At 42.3% G+C, this 19,542-nt stretch carries 12 protein-coding genes and 1 pseudogene; 1 reads left to right on the top strand and 12 read right to left on the bottom strand.

All coding sequences use genetic code 11. The features are described 5' to 3' along the window. The 12 genes and pseudogenes from V7K38_RS01070 to V7K38_RS01015 all read right to left on the bottom strand — a co-directional run. Nucleotides 1-2,012, bottom strand: a 2,012-nt coding sequence (locus V7K38_RS01070) for a WD40 repeat domain-containing protein (RefSeq protein ID WP_334854867.1), incomplete at its 3' end; no start/stop codon positions are given. Beyond that, nucleotides 1,942-3,777: an nSTAND1 domain-containing NTPase gene (locus V7K38_RS01065; RefSeq protein ID WP_334854866.1), complete on the bottom strand. Its 1,836-nt coding sequence runs from the start codon at nucleotides 3,775-3,777 to the stop codon at nucleotides 1,942-1,944. The genes V7K38_RS01065 and V7K38_RS01070, both read right to left, overlap by 71 nt. Nucleotides 3,778-3,960: 183 nt before the next feature. Next, nucleotides 3,961-5,331, bottom strand: a pseudogene (locus V7K38_RS01060) (ATP-binding protein). A 185-nt stretch (nucleotides 5,332-5,516) separates the two neighbouring features. Continuing rightward, on the bottom strand, nucleotides 5,517-6,437 hold the full coding sequence (locus tag V7K38_RS01055) for a methylenetetrahydrofolate reductase (RefSeq protein WP_334854865.1): 921 nt from the start codon (nucleotides 6,435-6,437) through the stop codon (nucleotides 5,517-5,519). Between the two features lie 58 nt (nucleotides 6,438-6,495). Continuing rightward, the gene (gene trpS, locus V7K38_RS01050; RefSeq protein WP_334854864.1) at nucleotides 6,496-7,506 is read right to left on the bottom strand and encodes a tryptophan--tRNA ligase; all 1,011 of its coding nucleotides are present in this window, start codon (nucleotides 7,504-7,506) and stop codon (nucleotides 6,496-6,498) included. A 79-nt stretch (nucleotides 7,507-7,585) separates the two neighbouring features. After that, entirely contained in the window at nucleotides 7,586-8,794 is a 1,209-nt protein-coding gene (cbiE, locus tag V7K38_RS01045) for a precorrin-6y C5,15-methyltransferase (decarboxylating) subunit CbiE (protein WP_334854863.1), read from the bottom strand. Between the two features lie 68 nt (nucleotides 8,795-8,862). Continuing rightward, complete coding sequence (locus V7K38_RS01040; protein WP_334854862.1) at nucleotides 8,863-9,198, bottom strand: XisI protein; 336 nt, start codon at nucleotides 9,196-9,198, stop codon at nucleotides 8,863-8,865. Next, nucleotides 9,186-9,602: a XisH family protein gene (locus V7K38_RS01035; RefSeq protein ID WP_334854861.1), complete on the bottom strand. Its 417-nt coding sequence runs from the start codon at nucleotides 9,600-9,602 to the stop codon at nucleotides 9,186-9,188. Before V7K38_RS01035 ends, V7K38_RS01040 begins: the two co-directional genes overlap by 13 nt. Nucleotides 9,603-9,716: 114 nt before the next feature. Beyond that, on the bottom strand, nucleotides 9,717-10,925 hold the full coding sequence (locus V7K38_RS01030; protein WP_334854860.1) for a 4-hydroxy-3-methylbut-2-enyl diphosphate reductase: 1,209 nt from the start codon (nucleotides 10,923-10,925) through the stop codon (nucleotides 9,717-9,719). A gap of 101 nt (nucleotides 10,926-11,026) precedes the next feature. Continuing rightward, complete coding sequence (locus V7K38_RS01025; protein ID WP_334854859.1) at nucleotides 11,027-11,878, bottom strand: SGNH/GDSL hydrolase family protein; 852 nt, start codon at nucleotides 11,876-11,878, stop codon at nucleotides 11,027-11,029. A 127-nt stretch (nucleotides 11,879-12,005) separates the two neighbouring features. Further along, the gene (locus V7K38_RS01020; protein ID WP_442940732.1) at nucleotides 12,006-13,388 is read right to left on the bottom strand and encodes an ammonium transporter; all 1,383 of its coding nucleotides are present in this window, start codon (nucleotides 13,386-13,388) and stop codon (nucleotides 12,006-12,008) included. Nucleotides 13,389-14,162: 774 nt separating this feature from the next. After that, entirely contained in the window at nucleotides 14,163-14,486 is a 324-nt protein-coding gene (locus tag V7K38_RS01015; RefSeq protein ID WP_334854856.1) for a YnfA family protein, read from the bottom strand. Nucleotides 14,487-14,735: 249 nt separating this feature from the next. Here V7K38_RS01015 and V7K38_RS01010 point away from each other — a divergent pair, with 249 nt between their 5' ends. Beyond that, entirely contained in the window at nucleotides 14,736-19,487 is a 4,752-nt protein-coding gene (locus V7K38_RS01010) for a GAF domain-containing protein (RefSeq protein ID WP_334854855.1), read from the top strand. The last annotated feature ends 55 nt before the right edge of the window (nucleotides 19,488-19,542 follow it).

The following is a 19,542-nucleotide window of genomic DNA, read 5'->3' as shown; positions in this document are numbered from 1 at the left end:
CCAGTCAGGGTTTTCAGGAGTTGACCACTGCTGACATCCCAGATTTTGATTGTTTTGTCATAACTAGCAGAAGCTAACTGTTGTCCATTGGGGCTATAGGCGACGCTATTGACCCCATTGCTATGACCAGTCAGGGTTTTCAGGAGTTGACCACTGCTGACATCCCAGATTTTGATTGTTTTGTCATAACTAGCAGAAGCTAACTGTTGTCCATTGGGGCTGTAGGCGACGCTAATGACCTCACTGCTATGACCAGTCAGGGTTTTGAGGAGTTGACCACTGCTGACATCCCAGATTTTGATCGTCTTGTCATCACTTGCAGAAGCTAACTGTTGTCCATTGGGGCTGTAGGCGACGCTAATGACCACATTGCTATGACCTTCTAAAGTATTCACTTCTATGGCACGGTTTTCTTTTGGTTCCTTTGGCTTTAAATAAACCGCTTGCTGTAAAGTTAACACTGTTTGCATTCGCGTATCGCTTCTTTGCTGTGCCGAAGCTGTGCGTTTGAGTTTTTCACCTGCCTTTAAACCTGCTATTAAAGCATCTGGATGTTGTTCAGAGACAAAAAACGCTTCTGAAGAATTATTCAGGGCGTTAATTTCATTAATATCGGCTTGTTTTTTCTGCTCATTTGCCTCTACTGCCGATCGCCATGATAAACCTGTCAACCCAACTAATACTAATCCTGCGGCGACGGAACCAAAAAGGGCGCGTTTGAGAAAGTTATTCAGTTTCGCGTCACTCAGTTTTCTTTGTTCTCGTTCTTTTTCCAGTTCCGCCATCACCTGCTTTAACTTCGGTTCTTGTTGCTGGCGGATAAAGGCGGCGATGTAGTCATGTACCAGTTGATAACGGTCAGCCGGGTTTTCTGGTAGCAAAACCACCAAGCCTGATTGGACAAAAATTTCTAATACTAAATCTAATTTACTGATTTCAACAGCTTTATCTTCCCTAGTTTCTGATCCCCCCGCCTGCGGCGACCCCCTTAAAAAGGGGGTTGAAGAAATTAAGCCCCCCTTTTTAAGGGGGGTTGGGGGGATCTCCGAGAAGTACGGCATCAAATCGCGTTCCAACTCAGCGCGAGTCTTTAACGGGCGAGTTCCTTTTTCATCTGTCAGCAAATACAGTAATATGTTTGCTGCTTGCTGATTCTCAACGCCGCAATCATTAACAACTTCATCCAAATAACGCTTAACCAATTCGTCTTTAGTACCACGCTGTCGATATTCTGCCAGAGTTGTAATATTCTCTGTTTGCAGTTGCGCCCCCACAACCTGCAACTCAATGGGACGAACTTCGCCCAATTCTCCGGCTAAATCTTGCACCAGTTGTTTAACTAAAGCATCCTCTAAGCGAAAACTAGTATTTTCAGTTAAACGCTGAATAATTGACTTGGCATCAGCAGGTGAAAAATTCCCCAATTTGTAAAGCACATTATTACTAAGAATGTCATTGCCAATAATCTTGAGACTGGACAAATCATTGCACTCTAGCAAGTAATGGATGTAATCTACTCGCAGCGATAAGATAACTTTCACTGATAGAACATTCAGACACTCTCCCAGAAACTCAAAGAATTGCTTCCTTTGTGCAGGTTCGGTGTAAACAAAGAAAAATTCCTCAAATTGATCAAAAATTAACACTGTGCGGAGGTTGCGCTGTTCGTTTTCTTTGAGTCTGGATATCAAATATTGCCTAGTTCCGAGTTTTGAGGATGAAAGTTGACCTTCTGAGGATGAAAGTTGACCTTCTGAGGATGAAAGTTGAGCTTCTGAGGGTGAACGTTGACCTTCTGAGGATGAAAGTTGAGCTTCTGAGGGTGAAAGTTGACCTTCTGAGGGTGAAAGTTGACCTTCTGAGGATGAAAGTTGACCTTCCGAGGGTGGAAGTTGACCTTCTGAGGGTGAAAGTTGACCTTCCGAGGTCGAAATTTCGAGTTCAAAGGTCGAAACTTGAAGTTTTAATTCTCCCCCATCCCCCTTGTCCCCTTGTCCCCTTGTCCCCCTCATCCCCCTCATTTCCCAAAACCCTCCCCAACTCTTCCGCCCAGTTAGTATAAACCCGCATTACCACCGGCAAATAATCTTGAACACCGATCGCTTTATTCTTTAAAGCTGGCACCAATCCCGCATTCACCAGAGAACTTTTGCCAACACCCGATTGCCCATGAATTACTATCAACTTATAATCAGGGCGACCCATGCGTTCAATCAAACGTTCTACATCCAACAGGCGACCAGATGCAGCAATTTCTGGGGCAATGTTTCCTTGGGGAGAGTTTGAGCGCAATGTCTCTACAAGCGCCTGTTTTGTAGCTTCTAACCTACCCGCACCAATAAAAGCCCGCAAACCAAATTGCTGTTCAATGGAACGCTGTTGCTGTTTAATTTTGTATGCTTCGAGATATTCTTTCTGCTCAAAGTAAAGATGCTGCAAAAATCTCAGATTTTCCAAGTAAACCCTGACATCTTCTAGAGGATTACCCACATCTCTAGCATTTTCTAAGCTGAGAGTTGCCTCTTGAATTTGACCTAAATGGTATTGAGAACGACCTAAGACAAACTGATATAAACTAAAATCTTTTGATTTAAAATCTCTTGCGGAAATCTCAGATACAACCCCTGATATACTCGCTGATTCCACATTGAGAATCGTAGCAAAAACTTTCAATGCTTGCTGAACAAGCTGATTTGCTTCAACCCAGTTTCTTTTAGCCAAAGCCACCTCAGCTAAAAAACCGTAATCCTTGGCTAATTCCCTTGGCTGGTTGTTAGTTTGATGTATTACTAAAGCTTGTTCCGAAAGACTCTGCAATGTTTCCCACTTTTGCAAGTCTCGCAATATATCACCGAATTTAACTACTGCATTAGCAATTAAATCTGGACTTTTAAACTGGGTAATAAAATTTATATACTCTTGAATATAATGCCAAGTTACTTGCCAATCTGGATGATTAATATCTTGATATTTAAAAGCTTTGAGATAATAGCAAAAGCCAATCTCACAGAGGATTTTTGCCTGCCTTTCAAAATAATAATTTTGCTGCCAAAGCTCAAAAGCTTTGTGATAATGCTGTAGCGCCGAATCTTTTTGATTGTTTATCTGTTTGAAAAAACCTAATAAAGATTCTAAATTAGCTTGAATTTCTAAATTATAAACATCTGGCTGATTGAGTAAATATATTTGCGCGGCTTCTAACTCATTTTCCAGCTTGACATATACATCTACGCTAAATTTTAAGTTATTACTAAACCATTGATTAGCCGTTTCGGTGACAAAATCTACTAATTCTTGTGTTGATATATCAAAATTTCTCGTAGTTGCCCAACTTTCCAAATCAGGCGCAAACTGTATTAGCTGTTTGTAGATTTCATCGTCAATCCATACCACTAAGGGAAAAGCAAAATTCTTGCGAAACTCTTCCCGCACCTGATTAGCAGAAGTTAACATCACAGATAAATTCTGCACTGATTCCAAACCCACAACCATTACACAGGCTGGTATCTCTTCGCCGAATGCTTCTTGAATGGCAGTATAAAGAGTCCTGTTAGATTGCTGCACTGTCAAGACACGAATTTCAACTTGACAGATTTCCTGCAATCTGGAGATTAAGCGATCGCGCAAGCTACCATAATTACACCGTGCCAAAATCAGCTTAAATTGCCCCACAGAGGATTCAATCGCCCATGCTAATTGTCTCAGAGAGCGTAGGCGTAGCCCGTCGTAGATATCGCTGTTTACGTGGTCATCTTTTGGTGGTTGAGAGTCTGTCATAAGTGATAAGCTCACGTAAATCTAGAGTGTAGGAGGCAGAGGATGAAATCACTACCAGTCATTGAATTACCCCTCCCTAACCCTCCCCTTGTAAAGGGGAGGGAACTAGATTTTCCGGTTTCCCCCCTTTCCAAGGGGGGATTAAGGGGGGTAATTCAACTTGTCCATACACTACTTGCCTCCTCATTGCAACTCCCTGGCTTCAGCCAAGACGGGATTAACATCAAACCAAGACTCGCCACCATCCCGGTATTCAAACACAAATCGACTGCGAATCAGTTTTTGATATCCGTGGTCATCACTTACCTTTTTCCTTTCCTTGACATGACGTAACAATTGCCACTCATCATCAGAAATTGGCAACATTATTTCATTGCGCCGAGAACGAATAACTTGCTCTAAGGTTTCACGGGTTAGGGGAAGACTCATCTCTTCCGTAATCCAAGTATTTAGCAGCCTCAGCACATCCCGCACATGACCACCGCTCATTTTACATAACCGTTCTAGACTAGCCGCACTATCAAAAATCTCGGTAACTTGATTTAAACGCTCCTCTGGTGTGATGTCAGGAAAAGCTCTTGCTAATACCATCTGCTGCATCAGTGCCATTCCCTGTGTATGAACACTGCCATCAGTCCTTTGTACAGGTACCATTGGTAATACCTTTGGATCTTCTGGGAAACGCTGAGTCAGCATTCCGTAATCGTTGGAAAACTTCAATGACAAGGGCATGGTGTAGATGAGATGACAATTAAGCTTAGTCAAAAACTCACCTTGATCGACAAATAAATATTCTTGCTGTGGACGACCCCAAGGTTTGACACGATTATCTATGCGGTCAAGATTATCGACAATTACCACCAGACCATTTTTACCCTGCTGTTTGAGTTTAGCGATGCCTGCGGCGGGCTACGCCTACGCAGGTTCCAATAATTCTTGATTAATCGCTTCCAGCAGTTTAGTTTTTTGCGGTGCTAAATACTGATTGAGTTTTTCTCGCAGCGTGGGGTCATTTTTCATCTTCGCGGTGATTTCACCAATCCCCACAGACAGAGAAAGCTTATCTTTTTCAGAAGTGACACCAAAATCGCCGACATTGGGAACCTTAACTTTTACCCCCGTCACCTCAGAGTTTAAGACCTTCCAAGCACCTTGGAGCAACTCATTAAACTTGTTAGGTGTCTCCAGTGTTATTTTATCCAGACTTTGACTCACACGCCGAGCGATCGCTAGCAGCACATCAGCAATATCGACATCAGTCATTTCCAGGTCGTCGCTGGACTCAAAATAGACCACTTGGAAGCCTAATTTTTCCAGTTCTGCCTGTAACCGTAATAGTTCTGTCGATTTTCCACAACCAATATGCCCAGTAAATAAAGTGCAAGTGGGTTCATCGGGCTTAAAAAAAGTAATTTTCTGCTTCAGCTTGCCAAGAATATCACCACCTCGAACAGAAGAAAAATCTATATAATACTTGCCATCAGAGCTATTGTTAACAAACAGAGTTCTGCTGGGATCAGTAGCCTGATAAAATTCCCGTAAATCTATGGACATAACGCTGGTAGTGCAATTATCTCGTATTATCCTAGATATTCTTGTTCAAAATACAAACTTTTAAACAAATGGTTTTATTAGCGGGTGTAAACGCCCCTTGGAAGCCAATCGTTGATGGCTGATTGCGGCATTAAAAAAGCAGATGATTATTACCATCTGCTTTAATAAAAAATCCGTTATCTTCTTTACTTGGCTACTAACTGATTAACTGGAGCAATCCCAGCCAAATCTAAAATTGGCGCGATCGCATCTTCCCGTTTCACTGCCATCATGTGAACCCCTTGACACAATTGCCGTGCTATCTGCACTTGCTCTGCGGCAATTTTCATTCCTTCTTCAAGAGGATCTTTGGCTTTTGCCAATCTATCAATAATATGTTGGGGAATATTTACACCCGGAACACACCTATTAATAAACTGGGCATTTTTTGCCGATTTCAACAGAAAAATTCCTGCCAAAATCGGTTTTTTATAGCCAGAAGCAATGGTATCCATGAACTTTTCTAGCAGATCAAAATCGGTAATTAACTGACTTTGAAAAAATTGCGCTCCGGCTTCAATTTTGCGTTCAAATCGACTTTGCAAACCCGACCAACTTTTACATTGTGGGTCTACTGCTGCGCCAACAAATAAATCTAACGCTCCATCAGTCAAGGGTTTTTCGTTACAATCAACGCCTTGATTCATCTTCCGAATCAGTTGCAGTAATCGCACCGCTTCCAAGTCAAAAACTGCTCTAGCATCTGGATGATCGCCTGCTTTTACGGGGTCGCCAGTCAAAGCTAAAATATTACGAATACCTAAAGCATGAGCGCCCATTAAGTCAGATTGTAAAGCAATGCGATTGCGATCGCGGCAAGCAACTTGACAAATCGGCTCTATACCATTTTGTGACAAAATCACCGACGCGATTAACGAAGACATCCGTAACACTGCGCGGCTACCATCAGTAACATTGACAGCATGAACCCTTCCCTTAAGAGTCGCCGCCATTTGAATCATCTGTGCTGGATTTCCCCCTTTTGGGGGTGCTACCTCGGCGGTAACTAAAAATTCACCTGCTTGTATAGCTCTACGGAAGGCAGTGGGGCTATGGGTGTGATACATAAAATTAAGAATTTCAATTTCTTAAATGGTATAGCAAATCACACCTAAAAGCGAAAACTTATAGGGGAAGCGAATAGCCTAAAGCAGCTTTTACTTGTGATAACGTTTGATTTGCGATCGCTCTAGCTTTTTCCCCGCCATCCCGTAACACAGAGTCCAAATAGCTTTTGTCTGCCGTTATCGTCTGATATTTTTCTTGAATTGGTTTCAGGGACTCAATAATTGTGTCCGTTAACAATGGCTTAAATTGTCCCCAGCCCATATCCTGGCACTCAACTGCGACATCTTCTTTTTTCTGCCCAGACAGCAATGTATACAGCGTTAACAAGTTATTACACTCTGGACGCGCCGGATCGTCAAAAGTCAGCCCACGAATCGGATCGGTTTTACAACGCTTAATCTTGTATTGAATCTGTTCTGGTGAATCGAGCAAACTGATTCGGCTTAACTCCGAAGGATCGGACTTTGACATTTTGCGCGTACCGTCAGCCAAACTCATCACCCTTGCCCCTTCTTTACGAATTAAAGGGTCTGGTAACTTCAGCACGGGCTGATCTGGTTTACCAAATTGGTGATTTAACCGAGCCGCAATATCCCGTGTCAATTCCAAGTGTTGCTTTTGGTCTTCACCCACTGGCACTTTATCCGCTTGGTAAAGCAAAATGTCGGCTGCCATTAGCACAGGATAATCCAATAAACCTGCACTCACATTTTCTCCCTGCTTTACAGCCTTTTCCTTAAACTGGATCATATCTTGCAGCCAGTTTAAAGGTGTAATGCAGTTGAGCAACCAAGTGAGTTCACTGTGGGCCGAAACGTGAGATTGCACAAAGATGGTGGAGTGATTTAAATCAAGACCACAAGCTAGATACAGAGCAGCAAGGGTGTAGGTATCATCTGCCAACTGTTTTGGATCGTGTGGCACTGTAATCGCGTGCAAATCAGCCACAAACAGATAATTTTCGTATTCGCTCTGACCTTCTACCCAGTTGCGAATGGCTCCCAAGTAGTTACCTAGATGGTAATTGCCGGTTGGTTGAACTCCAGAAAGAACACGTTGCTTGCCCATAAATTCCAACTTAGTTATCTCAAATCCTCGCTATGGCGCGGTTCAAACTTTGATCGCTAGCGATCGCACATAAATCATATTATTTTACAACTACCCATTGCGTCACAGGTGCCATTGCCCGCCAGCCTAAAAATTTACCAATAGGTTCCGCCCGTTGAATGGCAATACGAATTAAATCGCCACCGATTCGTTCATGCCATTGGAATAAAGTTTGCTCGCCCTCTACTGTCACCACATTTGCGACCAAATGCCCACCCGGCCGCAGTGCTTCCCAGCAAACATCAAAAAGTCCTGTTGCTGTAACCCCACCACCAATAAAAATGGCATCTGGTGCTGGCAAGTTTTTCAGGGCTAGGGGCGCTTTCCCTTCAATGATTTGCAGATTTGGAGTACCGAGAGTGGCCGCATTATCGGCAATATAGAGTAGTCTAGATGAGTTTTGTTCGATCGCGATCGCCCGACACTGAGCATTACTCCGCATCCATTCGATGGAAATTGAGCCACAACCCGCGCCAACATCCCACAACAGTGCGCCCGGTGTGGGAGCCAAAGCTGCTAGGGTGATTGCCCTAACTTCACGCTTGGTTAACTGTCCATCGTGGTGGTAGGCGCTATCTGGTAGCCCTGGTAATCTTGGTAATGGGACAACCCCAGCATCAGCAATACAATAAACTGCGATCGCATTCAATGCAGCAATTTCAGTTTGATTCCAAGATGCAGCCGTACCTTCCACAATTCTTTCATGAGTGCCGCCCATACGCTCCAACACGGTAATTTTGCTGCCACCATAGCCGCGATTTGTCAAAATCTCCGCAACAAGGGCGGGTGTGTCCTTACCTTCGCTCAAAATCAACAGTCGTGCTTTTGGATAGATGTAAGACTGGATTAGGGAGGATGGACGACCATTTAAACTCAAGGTTTCCACTTCAGTTAAAGACCATCCTACCCTGGCACAGGCGAGGCTGAAGGTTGAAGGTGCGGGGATAATCGTCATTTCAGAAACCGGAATTCGCCGCATTAAGGTGACACCAATGCCGTAACACATGGGATCGCCGCTTGCAAGTACGCAGATTGACTCACCCCGACGCTGAATTATTTCGTCTACAGAGGCGCTAATTGGCGATGTCCAGACTATTTTTTCACGTTGATCGTCTGTAGGCAGCATAGCCAAATGGCGATCGCCTCCGACAATTACTTTAGCTTGAGTGATTAGGGAAAGAGCGATCGCGCTTAACCCCTGTAATCCATCTTCTCCAATGCCGACGATAGAAAGCCATTTCTCTGTCATGCTAATTCATAGCTAATACTTTATCGGCGGTTACAAACAAGTAATCTCGGTGATTGTTTTCAGATTTATTAACCCACAGCAAATCCTGTGTATTGCCTTACGAACGGTTCATTAAATGCCAAAACAATATCTTCCTTTGGGACTCCTAACTTTACTAAATCATTAGCAATGCCAATCTCAGTTCCATCATATTGTATCCAAATCTTCCCATCTTTGATATCAAGATGCAAAACACAGCCATATTGCCGTCGTCGATTTTTCCAGCCGACGTAGACTAATTGATAGTGATCGTGAAGAGGATCAAAAATGACTTGTTTTTCTATTTCACTTTTTGACGAACCTCGACTAGCATAAGCTGCCAATAATTCTTGAATATAACCTCGATATTGCTCTAATTTTTCCATTCTACAATCACCTCATTTACCGGATCGTAAACGATTAACTTTAGTTGGGAGCGTTGAATAACAATTTGAATAAATTGCAATGCGAAGAAGCTGCTATAAGTTCCTAAAGGAACAGCCAAGTATAAAACTCGTTCTGGTTCTTGAATCTCTAGAGCAATTTTATAGTTGAAACATTGACCCAATGCTGTATGAAATTCGTAAATATTTGATGCACCAAGAAAACTCTTAATCTCAACTGCTATTTTATCTCCTGCTTTCTCAGCTGCTAATATCGGCTCCGCACCCAAATCTATGTACATTTCAACTCCACCGACTTCAATTTCTAGAGGGTCGTCTGTAATCACCCAACCTTCTTTCTCTAGCCCTTTTCTAACAGCACTATGAAAAATATCTCTTGCAGCCATTCAAATATAACTTTCTTAATTACGTAGACGGCAGTGATATCTCAGAAATAATTTATTATAGGACTTACGCAAAACTACAGGCGGTAGGGGCAATTCATGAATTGCCCCGACGATTTAAACTACTGCTGCTGTTGCTTTCACAGCAAAAATTTTCTCAATTATATCTTCTACTACCTTATCTGGCGTAGAAGCACCAGAAGTAATTCCCACAACAATTTCACCATCTGGCAACCAGTTTTCTGTAGTTATTAATTGCCCATTTAATTGTCGATGTTCTATAGAATCTCTTGATTTAATCCGTTCAACAGTATCAATGTGATAAGAAGGAATTCCTCGCTCAAAAGCAATTTGTTGCAATTGAGTAGTATTCGATGAATTGAACCCACCAATTACTACCATTAAATCTAAATTATGTTCCACTAACTCCAACATTGCATCTTGCCGTTCTTGGGTGGCATCACAGATGGTATTGAAGCTTTGGAAATGCTGAGTTAACTCGGTGGGGCCATACTTTTGCAACATAGTCCGCTCAAAAATTTTTCCGATTTGCTCAGTTTCGTCTTTAAGCATGGTAGTTTGGTTAGCAATGCCAACTCTTTCTAAATCGCGATCGGGGTCAAATCCTACTGAACAAGCTTTAGCAAATTTTGTCAGAAATTCTTCACGGTTCCCACCATTGAGAATATAGTCAGCAACATAATTTGCTTCTTGCAAATTTAACACAATCAAATACTTGCCAGCAAAGGAACTAGTAGCTACTGTTTCTTCGTGCTTATATTTACCGTGAATTATTGATGTATAATCGATTTTTTTGTGCTTTTCTACTGTATTCCAAACTTTAGATACCCAAGGACAAGTTGTATCAACAATTTTGCAGCCTTTGTCGTGAAGGATCTGCATTTCTTGAACGCTAGCTCCAAAAGCGGGTAATATCACTACATCACCAGTGCCAACAACAGAAAAGTCTTTATTCTTTCCTTCAATGGGGATGAATTCTACTTCCATCTCCTGCATCCGTTGATTTACAGAAGGGTTGTGGATAATCTCGTTAGTAATCCAGATTTGTTCTGTGGGGAAGTGCTGACGAGTTTCGTAGGCCATAGCCACAGCCCGTTCTACACCCCAGCAAAACCCAAAGGCTTGTGCTAGTCGGATTGTCACATCACCCCGTTGCAGGATGTAATTGCGATCGCGGATTTCCTGAATCAAGTTACTCTGATATTCAGATTGTAACTGGGTAGCAACTTTTGCTTGATGACCAAAGCCCTTGCGATTGTAATTTTCTGAATGTTGCAGGCTACGCTTAAAAGCTTTTGTATCCATTAGATTTGTCTACTTGAACCACTATTTTTTATTTTCTCGCACCCAGACGCGATTTATACGGAGTTGTATTCAAAGATATTACTTCTTTTTGTCCTTTAACCTTATTTTCCCGAAGGGCGCTGAGGCTGGGATTTTAATTCTATTTCGCTATAAATCTGCAATGCAGAACGCCAAACCATATAGCCTTCAGGACTTAAATGTAAGCCATCAGTAGTAAATTCGCGGCGGAGATTTCCTTGCTTGTCGGTAAACAGGGGATATAAATCAAGAAATTTGACATCTTTTTTGGTACTTATGCTTTGCAGTCGCTGATTCAACTCCCGAATACGACTATTGGTAACAGCTAGAAGTTTATCTCGTCCTTTCCAGGTTGTTTCTTCTGCCGCATGTGGCAAAATCGATTGGACAACAATTTGCGCAGTGGGATGTGTCTTTCGGAGGTAATTGATAATTTGTCGCTGATTATCTAAAATTTCCTCGTTGCTCACCCCCCGAATTAGGTCATTAATGCCAATCATTACAAAAATGACCTCTGGCTGGGTGCGGTCAAATATTTTCAATCTTTTCAATAGGCCATTGCTGGTTTCGCCAGAAATCCCTTGATTGAGCCAATTTTTACCTTCGGGTAATAACTCAGGGGGAAACCACAAACTCAGAGAATCTCCCGCCAGGATGGTTAAATGGGAAGTCCGTTGGTCAGCAGCGACCTTAGCTTCTTGCTTGAGAATGTCTACCCACTCCTGGTAAGTGAGTTGGTGACGGCGACCCAAATCAGATGTAGCAATTTGGGGTGAGTTATTTAGGCTGATTGATTCTGGGGATGTTGCTATCCCAAAAAAAGCGGTCAATTTCTGCTGTTGCCAGATTAGCAGAATCACCGCCAACATTAGGATGCCGTTGGTTAACAGCGAGAAAAATGCCCAGATAGGAAAGGTTTTAAAAGAAGTAGACACGACTAGCGAAATTTACCAATTATTTGAATCAAATTTTAACGCTAGCGATCGCAAATTACACAATATTAAAGCGGGGAGTAGGGGAAAAATCATTCCTAACTCCCAACTCCCCACTCAGCACTCTCTACTAAGTCGGACGATCGCCAAACTCGGAGTTGTAACCTTCTTCACCGTGTTCGTTGATATCCAAACCTTGCAATTCTGCTTCCTCTTTGACTCGCAGACCGACTGTAGCATCGATAACCTTGAGAATAATCCATGTACCAACACCTGCGATCGCGTAAGCAACGGCAATTGCTGCTAGTTCAACTCCCAATTCACCAAAATTACCACGTAGCACTCCATCTTTACCTCCGCCGTTGACTTGAGTTGTGGCAAAAATGGCCGTTAAAATTGCCCCTACTGTCCCACCAACACCATGCACGGGATAAGTATCTAAAGCATCGTCAATTTGCAGCTTATGCTTGAAACTCACGGCATAGAAGCAAACAAAGGCGGTGATGAAACCAACTAAAATCGCTGATAGTGGTGTTACAAATCCGGCGGCGGGAGTGATGCCTACTAAACCAGCAACGGCTCCTGTAGCTGCTCCCACGGCTGTGGGTTTACCCCGTAAAACTGCTTCCAAAATTAGCCACATTAAAGCCGCCGCCGCCGCCGCCGTATTGGTGGCAACAAAGGCTGTTGTTGCTAAATTTGTTGTTAAGCCATCAGAAGTTCCACTGGCAACAGATAAGGCACTCCCAGCGTTGAAACCGAACCAACCAAACCAGAGCAAGCCAGCACCCAGCAAAATGAACGGAACATTGTGCGGCGGGCTAAGGCGATCGGGATGGGTTTTGCGAGGGCCAAGGACGATTGCTGCTACTAGAGCAGAAACCCCAGAACTAATATGAACTACTGTGCCACCTGCAAAGTCGAGGGCACCTAATCCACCAGCCAAACCTAAAAATCCACCTTTCGCCCATACCATGTGGGCTAGGGGGGCGTAAACAAAAGTTGACCACAGCAGCACAAACAGCGAATAGGCGCGGAAACTCATCCGCTCAACCAGCGCCCCAGAAATTAAGGCTGGGGTAATAATGGCAAACATGGCTTGATAAATCATGAATGCCTGGTGGGGAATCGTTCCGGCATAAGAGACGACATCAGCATATTTGGGGTCTCCTGCTTTGAGCGCATCTTCATAAGGCAGATGCGGTAAGTAGCCTTGAGTCTCTAAACCGACACCGTTCAACCCAAACCATTGCAATCCACCGATGAATGGCAACCCTGGCGCAAAAGAAAGACTATAACCCCAGAGAATCCAGGTAACTCCCACGATCGCCATTAACACAAAGCTCATCATCAATGTGTTTAGAATATTGCGCGATCGCACAAATCCACCATAGAAGAATGCCAATCCTGGTGTCATTAACAGCACCAGTGCTGCTGAAATCAGCATAAATGCCGTATCTCCAGTATCAGCAGCAGGTACAGCAGCTGGTGTTTGGGCAAATGCATTGCCCATCAGCGGCCCCCCTAAAAACATTAGGGTGATAGCCCCAATCATCACGATTTTTTTCAACACTTCTTTATCTTCCTAAGCACCAATAATTTGTATACTTAACTACATTTGATTACTTTTAGCTATACATTTTTGTCTTTAAAGTTACTTAACTTTAATTTTCTGGAAATGTTAACAAAAATATAATCATGATTGTAGTTGCCAAGATTGAAATCAGAGTGTGGCGATGCAATCCTTACATCTTTTTTTTTTGAAGAATAGCATTTTATTCAACCGCTACAAAATTCCAAATTTTTAGTTACCTATTGTTACAAATCAAGATACTTGTCATAATTTACAATACTTGTAAAGTATGACAAGTATCTCCACAAATACGTGATGAATTCTCTCTATATCTCCCAGATAACGCCCTAGTACAGCACGGCGTAAATAAATCACCCATTCCAAATCAATAGAACGCTTACCCTGTATTCATTTTGAATTTTGAATTTTGAATTTTGAATTCCGCCTTGCGGTACTAGCTATCTGTATAGCTGGTTCTTATACCAATTCTCCGTGAGCTTGCACTTAATTATTACTCCTTCTCTCTTCTCTACGAGACGCTGCGCGATGGCGTACTTGGCGGTTCGTTTCATAATTAATTAAGTGCATCTTCATAGCGAATTGGTATCAGAGGTTAGTTGCTAAAAAAAAGTTTGCGATTTTGCATGAGGTTATTATCTGTTTAAAAGGGAATAATATAAAAGTGATTGGTCGAAAATAATTTAGTAATTTTACTTAATTTCTAGGTGCAAACATGATAATTAAAACACTCACTAAAGCTAAACATGCTCCTATGAGGTCGTAGCGGTCTGGAGTTACCCCGTCTACCTTCCAACCCCAAAGCATTGCTATTGCGATAAACACACCGCCGTAAGCCGCATAGACTCTGCCAAAATTTGCCGATTGAAAAGTTGCAATCACCCCATAGAAAGCTAAAGCAATTCCCCCCAATATGCCCCACCAGAAAGGCTTACCTTCTCGCAACCACAACCAGATTAGGTAGCCGCCCCCAACTTCAAATAAACTAGCCCACAAAAAATACAGCAGAGACTTAATCATTTGGCTGATTTGTTCATAAAATCGAACTCAGTGAAATTACGCTAACGCTTTTAACTAAACTATTGTCATTAATTAAAGTAAGTTTGTTGAACTGGGCATTAGGAACTGGGGACGGGGTACTGGGTACTAAGGAATGGAAAGAAACAAGATAAGGACTTCTTTTTAATAATTCTCCCTAATCTCCAATCCCAGTCTCTAATCCCCAATCCCCAGTCCCCAATCCCTAGTTCCCGTAGATAAGGCTTAAGGATGAAAGCACCATTACCTGATAACGAAGCACAGAGAATTGAGACACTTTTGGAGTATAAAATTCTCGACACACCATCTGAAGCCGCTTTTGATGACCTCACCCGTTTAGCCTCGTATATTTGTCAGACTCCGATTGCCTTAATAAGCTTAATTGATACAAATCGCCAGTGGTTCAAGTCAAGAGTCGGTTTAGAGATCCTAGAAACACATCGAGATATAGCATTCTGTAGCCATGCTATTTTACAGCCTGACGTTTTTGTTGTACCTGATGCAACAAATGACAAAAGGTTTGTCACCAACCCACTGGTTACATCTGACCCAAATATTCGATTTTATGCTGGTGTACCTCTGACTAATCCTGAAGGATGCGCTCTCGGAACTCTGTGCGTGATTGATTACATCCCACGAGAACTTACTCCAGATCAGATCGAGGCATTACGAGCATTAAGCCGTCAAATCATCAAGCAACTGGAATTGCGCCGGAATTTAGCAAGTTTGGTACTTGTTACCAAGAAAAGCAAACAGGTGCAGAAGGTAAGCAAACAATTTTTCCTAAAGATTGCAGCAGGTTTTGGTGTAGCATCGGTAATTTTAGTTTTGATTGGTGTGGTTTCCTATCAAAATACAACAGTATTTACTCACAACCGCAGTACTATAAAAAATACTTATCAAAAAATTAACAGTTTAGAACAACTACTATCTCAAATAAATGATGCGGAGACTGGTCAACGTAATTACATTATTACTGGAAAACAAACTTATCTAAAACCCTATCAAGCATCCCTTGCCAACGTTGATCGAGAAATTGCCAAATTAAAGAATTTAACCACAGATCAACCAAACCAACAAAAGCAGATTGCAAAACTTGAATTTCTGATCGCAGCTAAATTTACTGAACTAAACCAGACTATCAACTTACGCCAAAAGATAGGAGCAGAGGCGGCATTGCAGGTACTAGTGACAAATAAAAGTCAAAATCTTATGGATAATATCCGTAAGACGATCGATGAGATAGAGAAAGAGGAAAGGGAGCGGCGGCAGCAACTGTCACAAACAGTACAAGCCTGGACTCGCAAAACAACTATGACAATTGCGATCGCTATTTGCCTAAGTTTTATCGTTCTTGCTGTAGTTTACTACTTCATCTATCGTGAGGTAACAGAGCGCAAAAGGGCAGAAGAAACCTTAAATCAAGAACGTAACTTTATCTCAGCAGTTGTAGATACAGCCAGTGCGTTGGTAATAGTTCTCGATTCTCAAGGAAAAATCGTTCGTTTCAATCAAGCTTGTGAGCAAATAACGGGTTACTCCTTTGATGAAGTCAGGGGTAGATATTTTTGGAACTTGTTCCTACTTCCTGAAGAACTAGAGTCAGTCAAAGCAGTTTTTGAGGAATTGCTAACTGGTAGAGGCTTGCTGGAGGATGAGAACCATTGGGTAATGAAGGATGGCAGTCGGCGATTAATTGCCTGGTCGAATACCTTTTTAAAAGACTATGAAGGATCGGTGGAATACATTGTTAGCACTGGCACTGACATCACCGATCGCAAACGAGTACAACAGCATTTAACTGCACAATATGCTGTAACCCGCGTTTTGGCTGATTCTACCACAACCAAGGAGGCTAAACCCCGAATTTTGCAAGGAATCTGCGAGAGTTTGGGATGGGATTTAGGTGAAATTTGGATGGTCGATCAGCAAGCAAATGTGCTGCGTTGTCTTTCCATTTGGCATCAAGCATCCCTTGAAGCGCAAGAATTTGAAGCACTGAAGGGGCAAACCACATTTATAGAAGGAATTGGGCTACCTGGGCGTGTCTGGGCTAGTTCTGAGGCTGTTTGGCTTCCTGATGTCGTTAACGATCTGAATTTTCCTCACTTCAAAATCGCGGCTCAAATAGGACTACACACAGCTTTCGGTTTTCCGATCCGCACTGGTAACAACATCCTGGGTGTAATTACCTGCTTCAATCGTGAAATTAAACCTCTTGACCAAGATTTAATCAACACGATGAATTCTATTGGTGAGCAAGTGGGTCAATTTATGCAGCGTAAGCGGGCTGAAGAGGAATTACAACGCCAAAACTTGCGATCGCAACTTTTCACCGAAATCACCCTCAAAATTCGCCAATCTTTGCAAATCGAAGAAATTCTCGAAATCACTGTCAAGGAAGTGCAAAAGATTCTCCAAACTGACCGAGTTTTGATTTATCAGTTTTTACCAGATGAGTCGGCAACCACCGTTGTTGAAGCAGTAATTTCTGGCTTACCAGCAATCAAAGAGGAAAACATCACCGCCCCTTACTTGCGAGCAGAATACCTGCAACAGTACTATCTACAGCAGTACCGTCAAGGAAAAATTTTAGGACTAGCTGAGTTAAATTTACTCGAAGTCCAACAAAGTGACCTGAAATTAATCCAACACTTTGGGGTGAAAGTCAACTTTGTTGTACCTATTTTGGTCAAAGAAGAACTTGGCGGTTTGCTCATAGTCCACCAATGTGATGATTCTCACCAATGGTCTACTTTTGAAACTCATCTCTTGCGGCAAATAGCCGACCAGGTAGGTATTGCTTTAGCCCAAGCTCAACTTTTAAAAGCAGAAACTCGCCAGCGACAAGAACTCGAAATTGCCCGTCGCCAAGCTGAATTAGCTTCTCAGACTAAAAGTGCTTTTTTGGCAAATATGAGTCATGAAATTCGCACTCCCATGAATGCTGTGTTGGGGATGACTGGTTTGATGTTAGATACTCCTTTAAATCCAGAACAACGAGATTTTATTGAAACAATTCGGATTAGTGGAGATGCCCTTTTAAGTTTAATCAACGAGATTTTGGATCTTTCTAAACTTGAGGCGGGAGAGATGATTCTCGAAACTCTAGATTTTGACTTATCCACTTGTGTTGAAGAAGTGGTGGAATTATTGGCTTCATCAGCCCATAATAAGGGATTAGAAATTGCTGCACTAATCGATGGCAACGTCCCTAACCACCTCAAAGGCGATGCTTGTAGGTTACGGCAAATTCTAATCAACCTAATCAGCAACGCGATCAAGTTCACAAGCTTTGGTGAAGTCGTAGTCAAAGTAGAATTGCGATCGCCCTTGGCAAAACAATCCCTTTCTTCCACTAGAGCCACTATCCATTTTGCCATCACAGATACAGGTCTAGGTATTAGCCCTGAAGACCAACGCAAACTCTTTACGCCATTTACCCAAGTGGATGCTTCTATCACTCGCAAGTATGGTGGTACCGGTTTGGGATTAGCCATCTGCAAACAACTGGTGACTTTGATGGGAGGAGTCATTGGGGTGGAAAGTCAGATGGGGAAAGGATCTAAGTTTTGGTTTGAGATACCTTTTGTCAAACAACTTGAGCCTGTTTTGCCAAAAGATGATGGCTTGTCTGCAACATGTTCTAACAACGACAACGGCGATCGCGGACTTTTGAACAATCGCCGCTTATTAGTGGTGGATAATAATGCTACTAATTGCAAAATTATCTATCATCAAGCTACTGGTTGGGGAATGCAGGTAGATCGATCTGAGAGTGTTGAAGCTGCACTCATTGCAATTCAGGAAGCTTCTGAGCATGGCAATTCTTATGATGTCGTCTTGGTAGATATGCAAATAGCTCAAACTTCTGGCATGACTTTAGAAAAACAAATTAAAGCCAATTCTGCAATTGCTCACCTCCCTTTGATTCTAGTCACCTCTATCGATCAACGCGCCCAATTGCAACGGGCAGCCAAAATAGGATTTTCTGCTTATTTAGTCAAACCCGTCAAATCCTCTCGACTCCTCGATACCATCATGAATATTCTAAAAACTCAGCCGAAACCAGAAGCAGGGGCTAAAGAAAAAATGCTAGAGGCTAACAAAGAAATTTCAAGTACAGAAACTTCCAGCATTTTTACTTCCTCTTATCCTGATTCCTCTACTCAATCCAAGTTAAGGATTCTCTTAGCTGAAGATAATTTGGTGAATCAAAAAGTTGCTTTAAAGCAACTCCAGAGTTTGGGCTACAAAGCCGATGTCGTTGCCAATGGTAAGGAAGTCTTGCAGCTATTAGAAAACATTCCTTACGATTTAATTTTAATGGATTGCCAAATGCCAATTCTCGACGGTTTGGAAACCACAAAAGAAATTCATCGTTGGCAAGAGGATGCTTTCGCTCTGCGTCGTCGTCCTGTGGTGATTGCGATGACGGCTAATGCGATGAAAGAAGACGAGCAAATGTGTCTTAATGCCGGAATGGATGACTATCTCAGTAAGCCAGTATTTAAAGAACAATTGGCTGCAACTCTAGAGCATTGGACAGGTGTGATCCGCTCAAAACAAGAGCCAGTTGTTGATGAACAGACAGTTTCCATCACAAACAACGACACATCTAACTTAGTAATTGATTGGGAACACTTGCATCAGATATCAGGGAATGACCCAGAATTTGAATTAAATCTATTAGAAGTATCCCTTGAAGATATTAAACCCCGGCTAGAGATAATTATTGCTGCGATCGCATCTCATGATTTTGGGCAAATTATGCGAGAAACTCATCATCTCAAAGGTGCTACTGCCAACATTGGAGCCACAGCTATGTATCTAGTCGCTGATAAACTAGAAAAATTAGCTTACCATCAAGACCTTAGAGAGGCTAATAACTTAATTTTAGAGTTAAAAGGATTTGTCAACTCTATTCAAGAAATTTTAGCAGTCAACAATTCAGTAGGACTTACACAAAACCATCCGCAGTAGTGGCAATTCAGGAATTGCCACTACTATTATTTGTGTAAGTCATAAATTGGATAAA

The sequence above is a fragment of the Nostoc sp. genome (assembly GCF_036917465.1).
In the GTDB taxonomy this organism is placed as follows: Bacteria; Cyanobacteriota; Cyanobacteriia; order Cyanobacteriales; family Nostocaceae; genus Nostoc.
Note: the sequence above shows the minus strand (reverse complement) of the source record. Positions and strands in the feature narration are given on the sequence as shown.

Coding starts and splice junctions, on each gene's coding strand:
- V7K38_RS01065 (WP_334854866.1), bottom strand. CDS start 3,777: ATGACAGACTCTCAACCACCAAAAGATGACCACGTAAACAGCGATATC.
- V7K38_RS01055 (WP_334854865.1), bottom strand. CDS start 6,437: ATGTATCACACCCATAGCCCCACTGCCTTCCGTAGAGCTATACAAGCA.
- trpS (WP_334854864.1), bottom strand. CDS start 7,506: ATGGGCAAGCAACGTGTTCTTTCTGGAGTTCAACCAACCGGCAATTAC.
- cbiE (WP_334854863.1), bottom strand. CDS start 8,794: ATGACAGAGAAATGGCTTTCTATCGTCGGCATTGGAGAAGATGGATTA.
- V7K38_RS01040 (WP_334854862.1), bottom strand. CDS start 9,198: ATGGAAAAATTAGAGCAATATCGAGGTTATATTCAAGAATTATTGGCA.
- V7K38_RS01035 (WP_334854861.1), bottom strand. CDS start 9,602: ATGGCTGCAAGAGATATTTTTCATAGTGCTGTTAGAAAAGGGCTAGAG.
- V7K38_RS01030 (WP_334854860.1), bottom strand. CDS start 10,925: ATGGATACAAAAGCTTTTAAGCGTAGCCTGCAACATTCAGAAAATTAC.
- V7K38_RS01020 (WP_442940732.1), bottom strand. CDS start 13,388: ATGGGCAATGCATTTGCCCAAACACCAGCTGCTGTACCTGCTGCTGAT.
- V7K38_RS01015 (WP_334854856.1), bottom strand. CDS start 14,486: ATGATTAAGTCTCTGCTGTATTTTTTGTGGGCTAGTTTATTTGAAGTT.
- V7K38_RS01010 (WP_334854855.1), top strand. CDS start 14,736: ATGAAAGCACCATTACCTGATAACGAAGCACAGAGAATTGAGACACTT.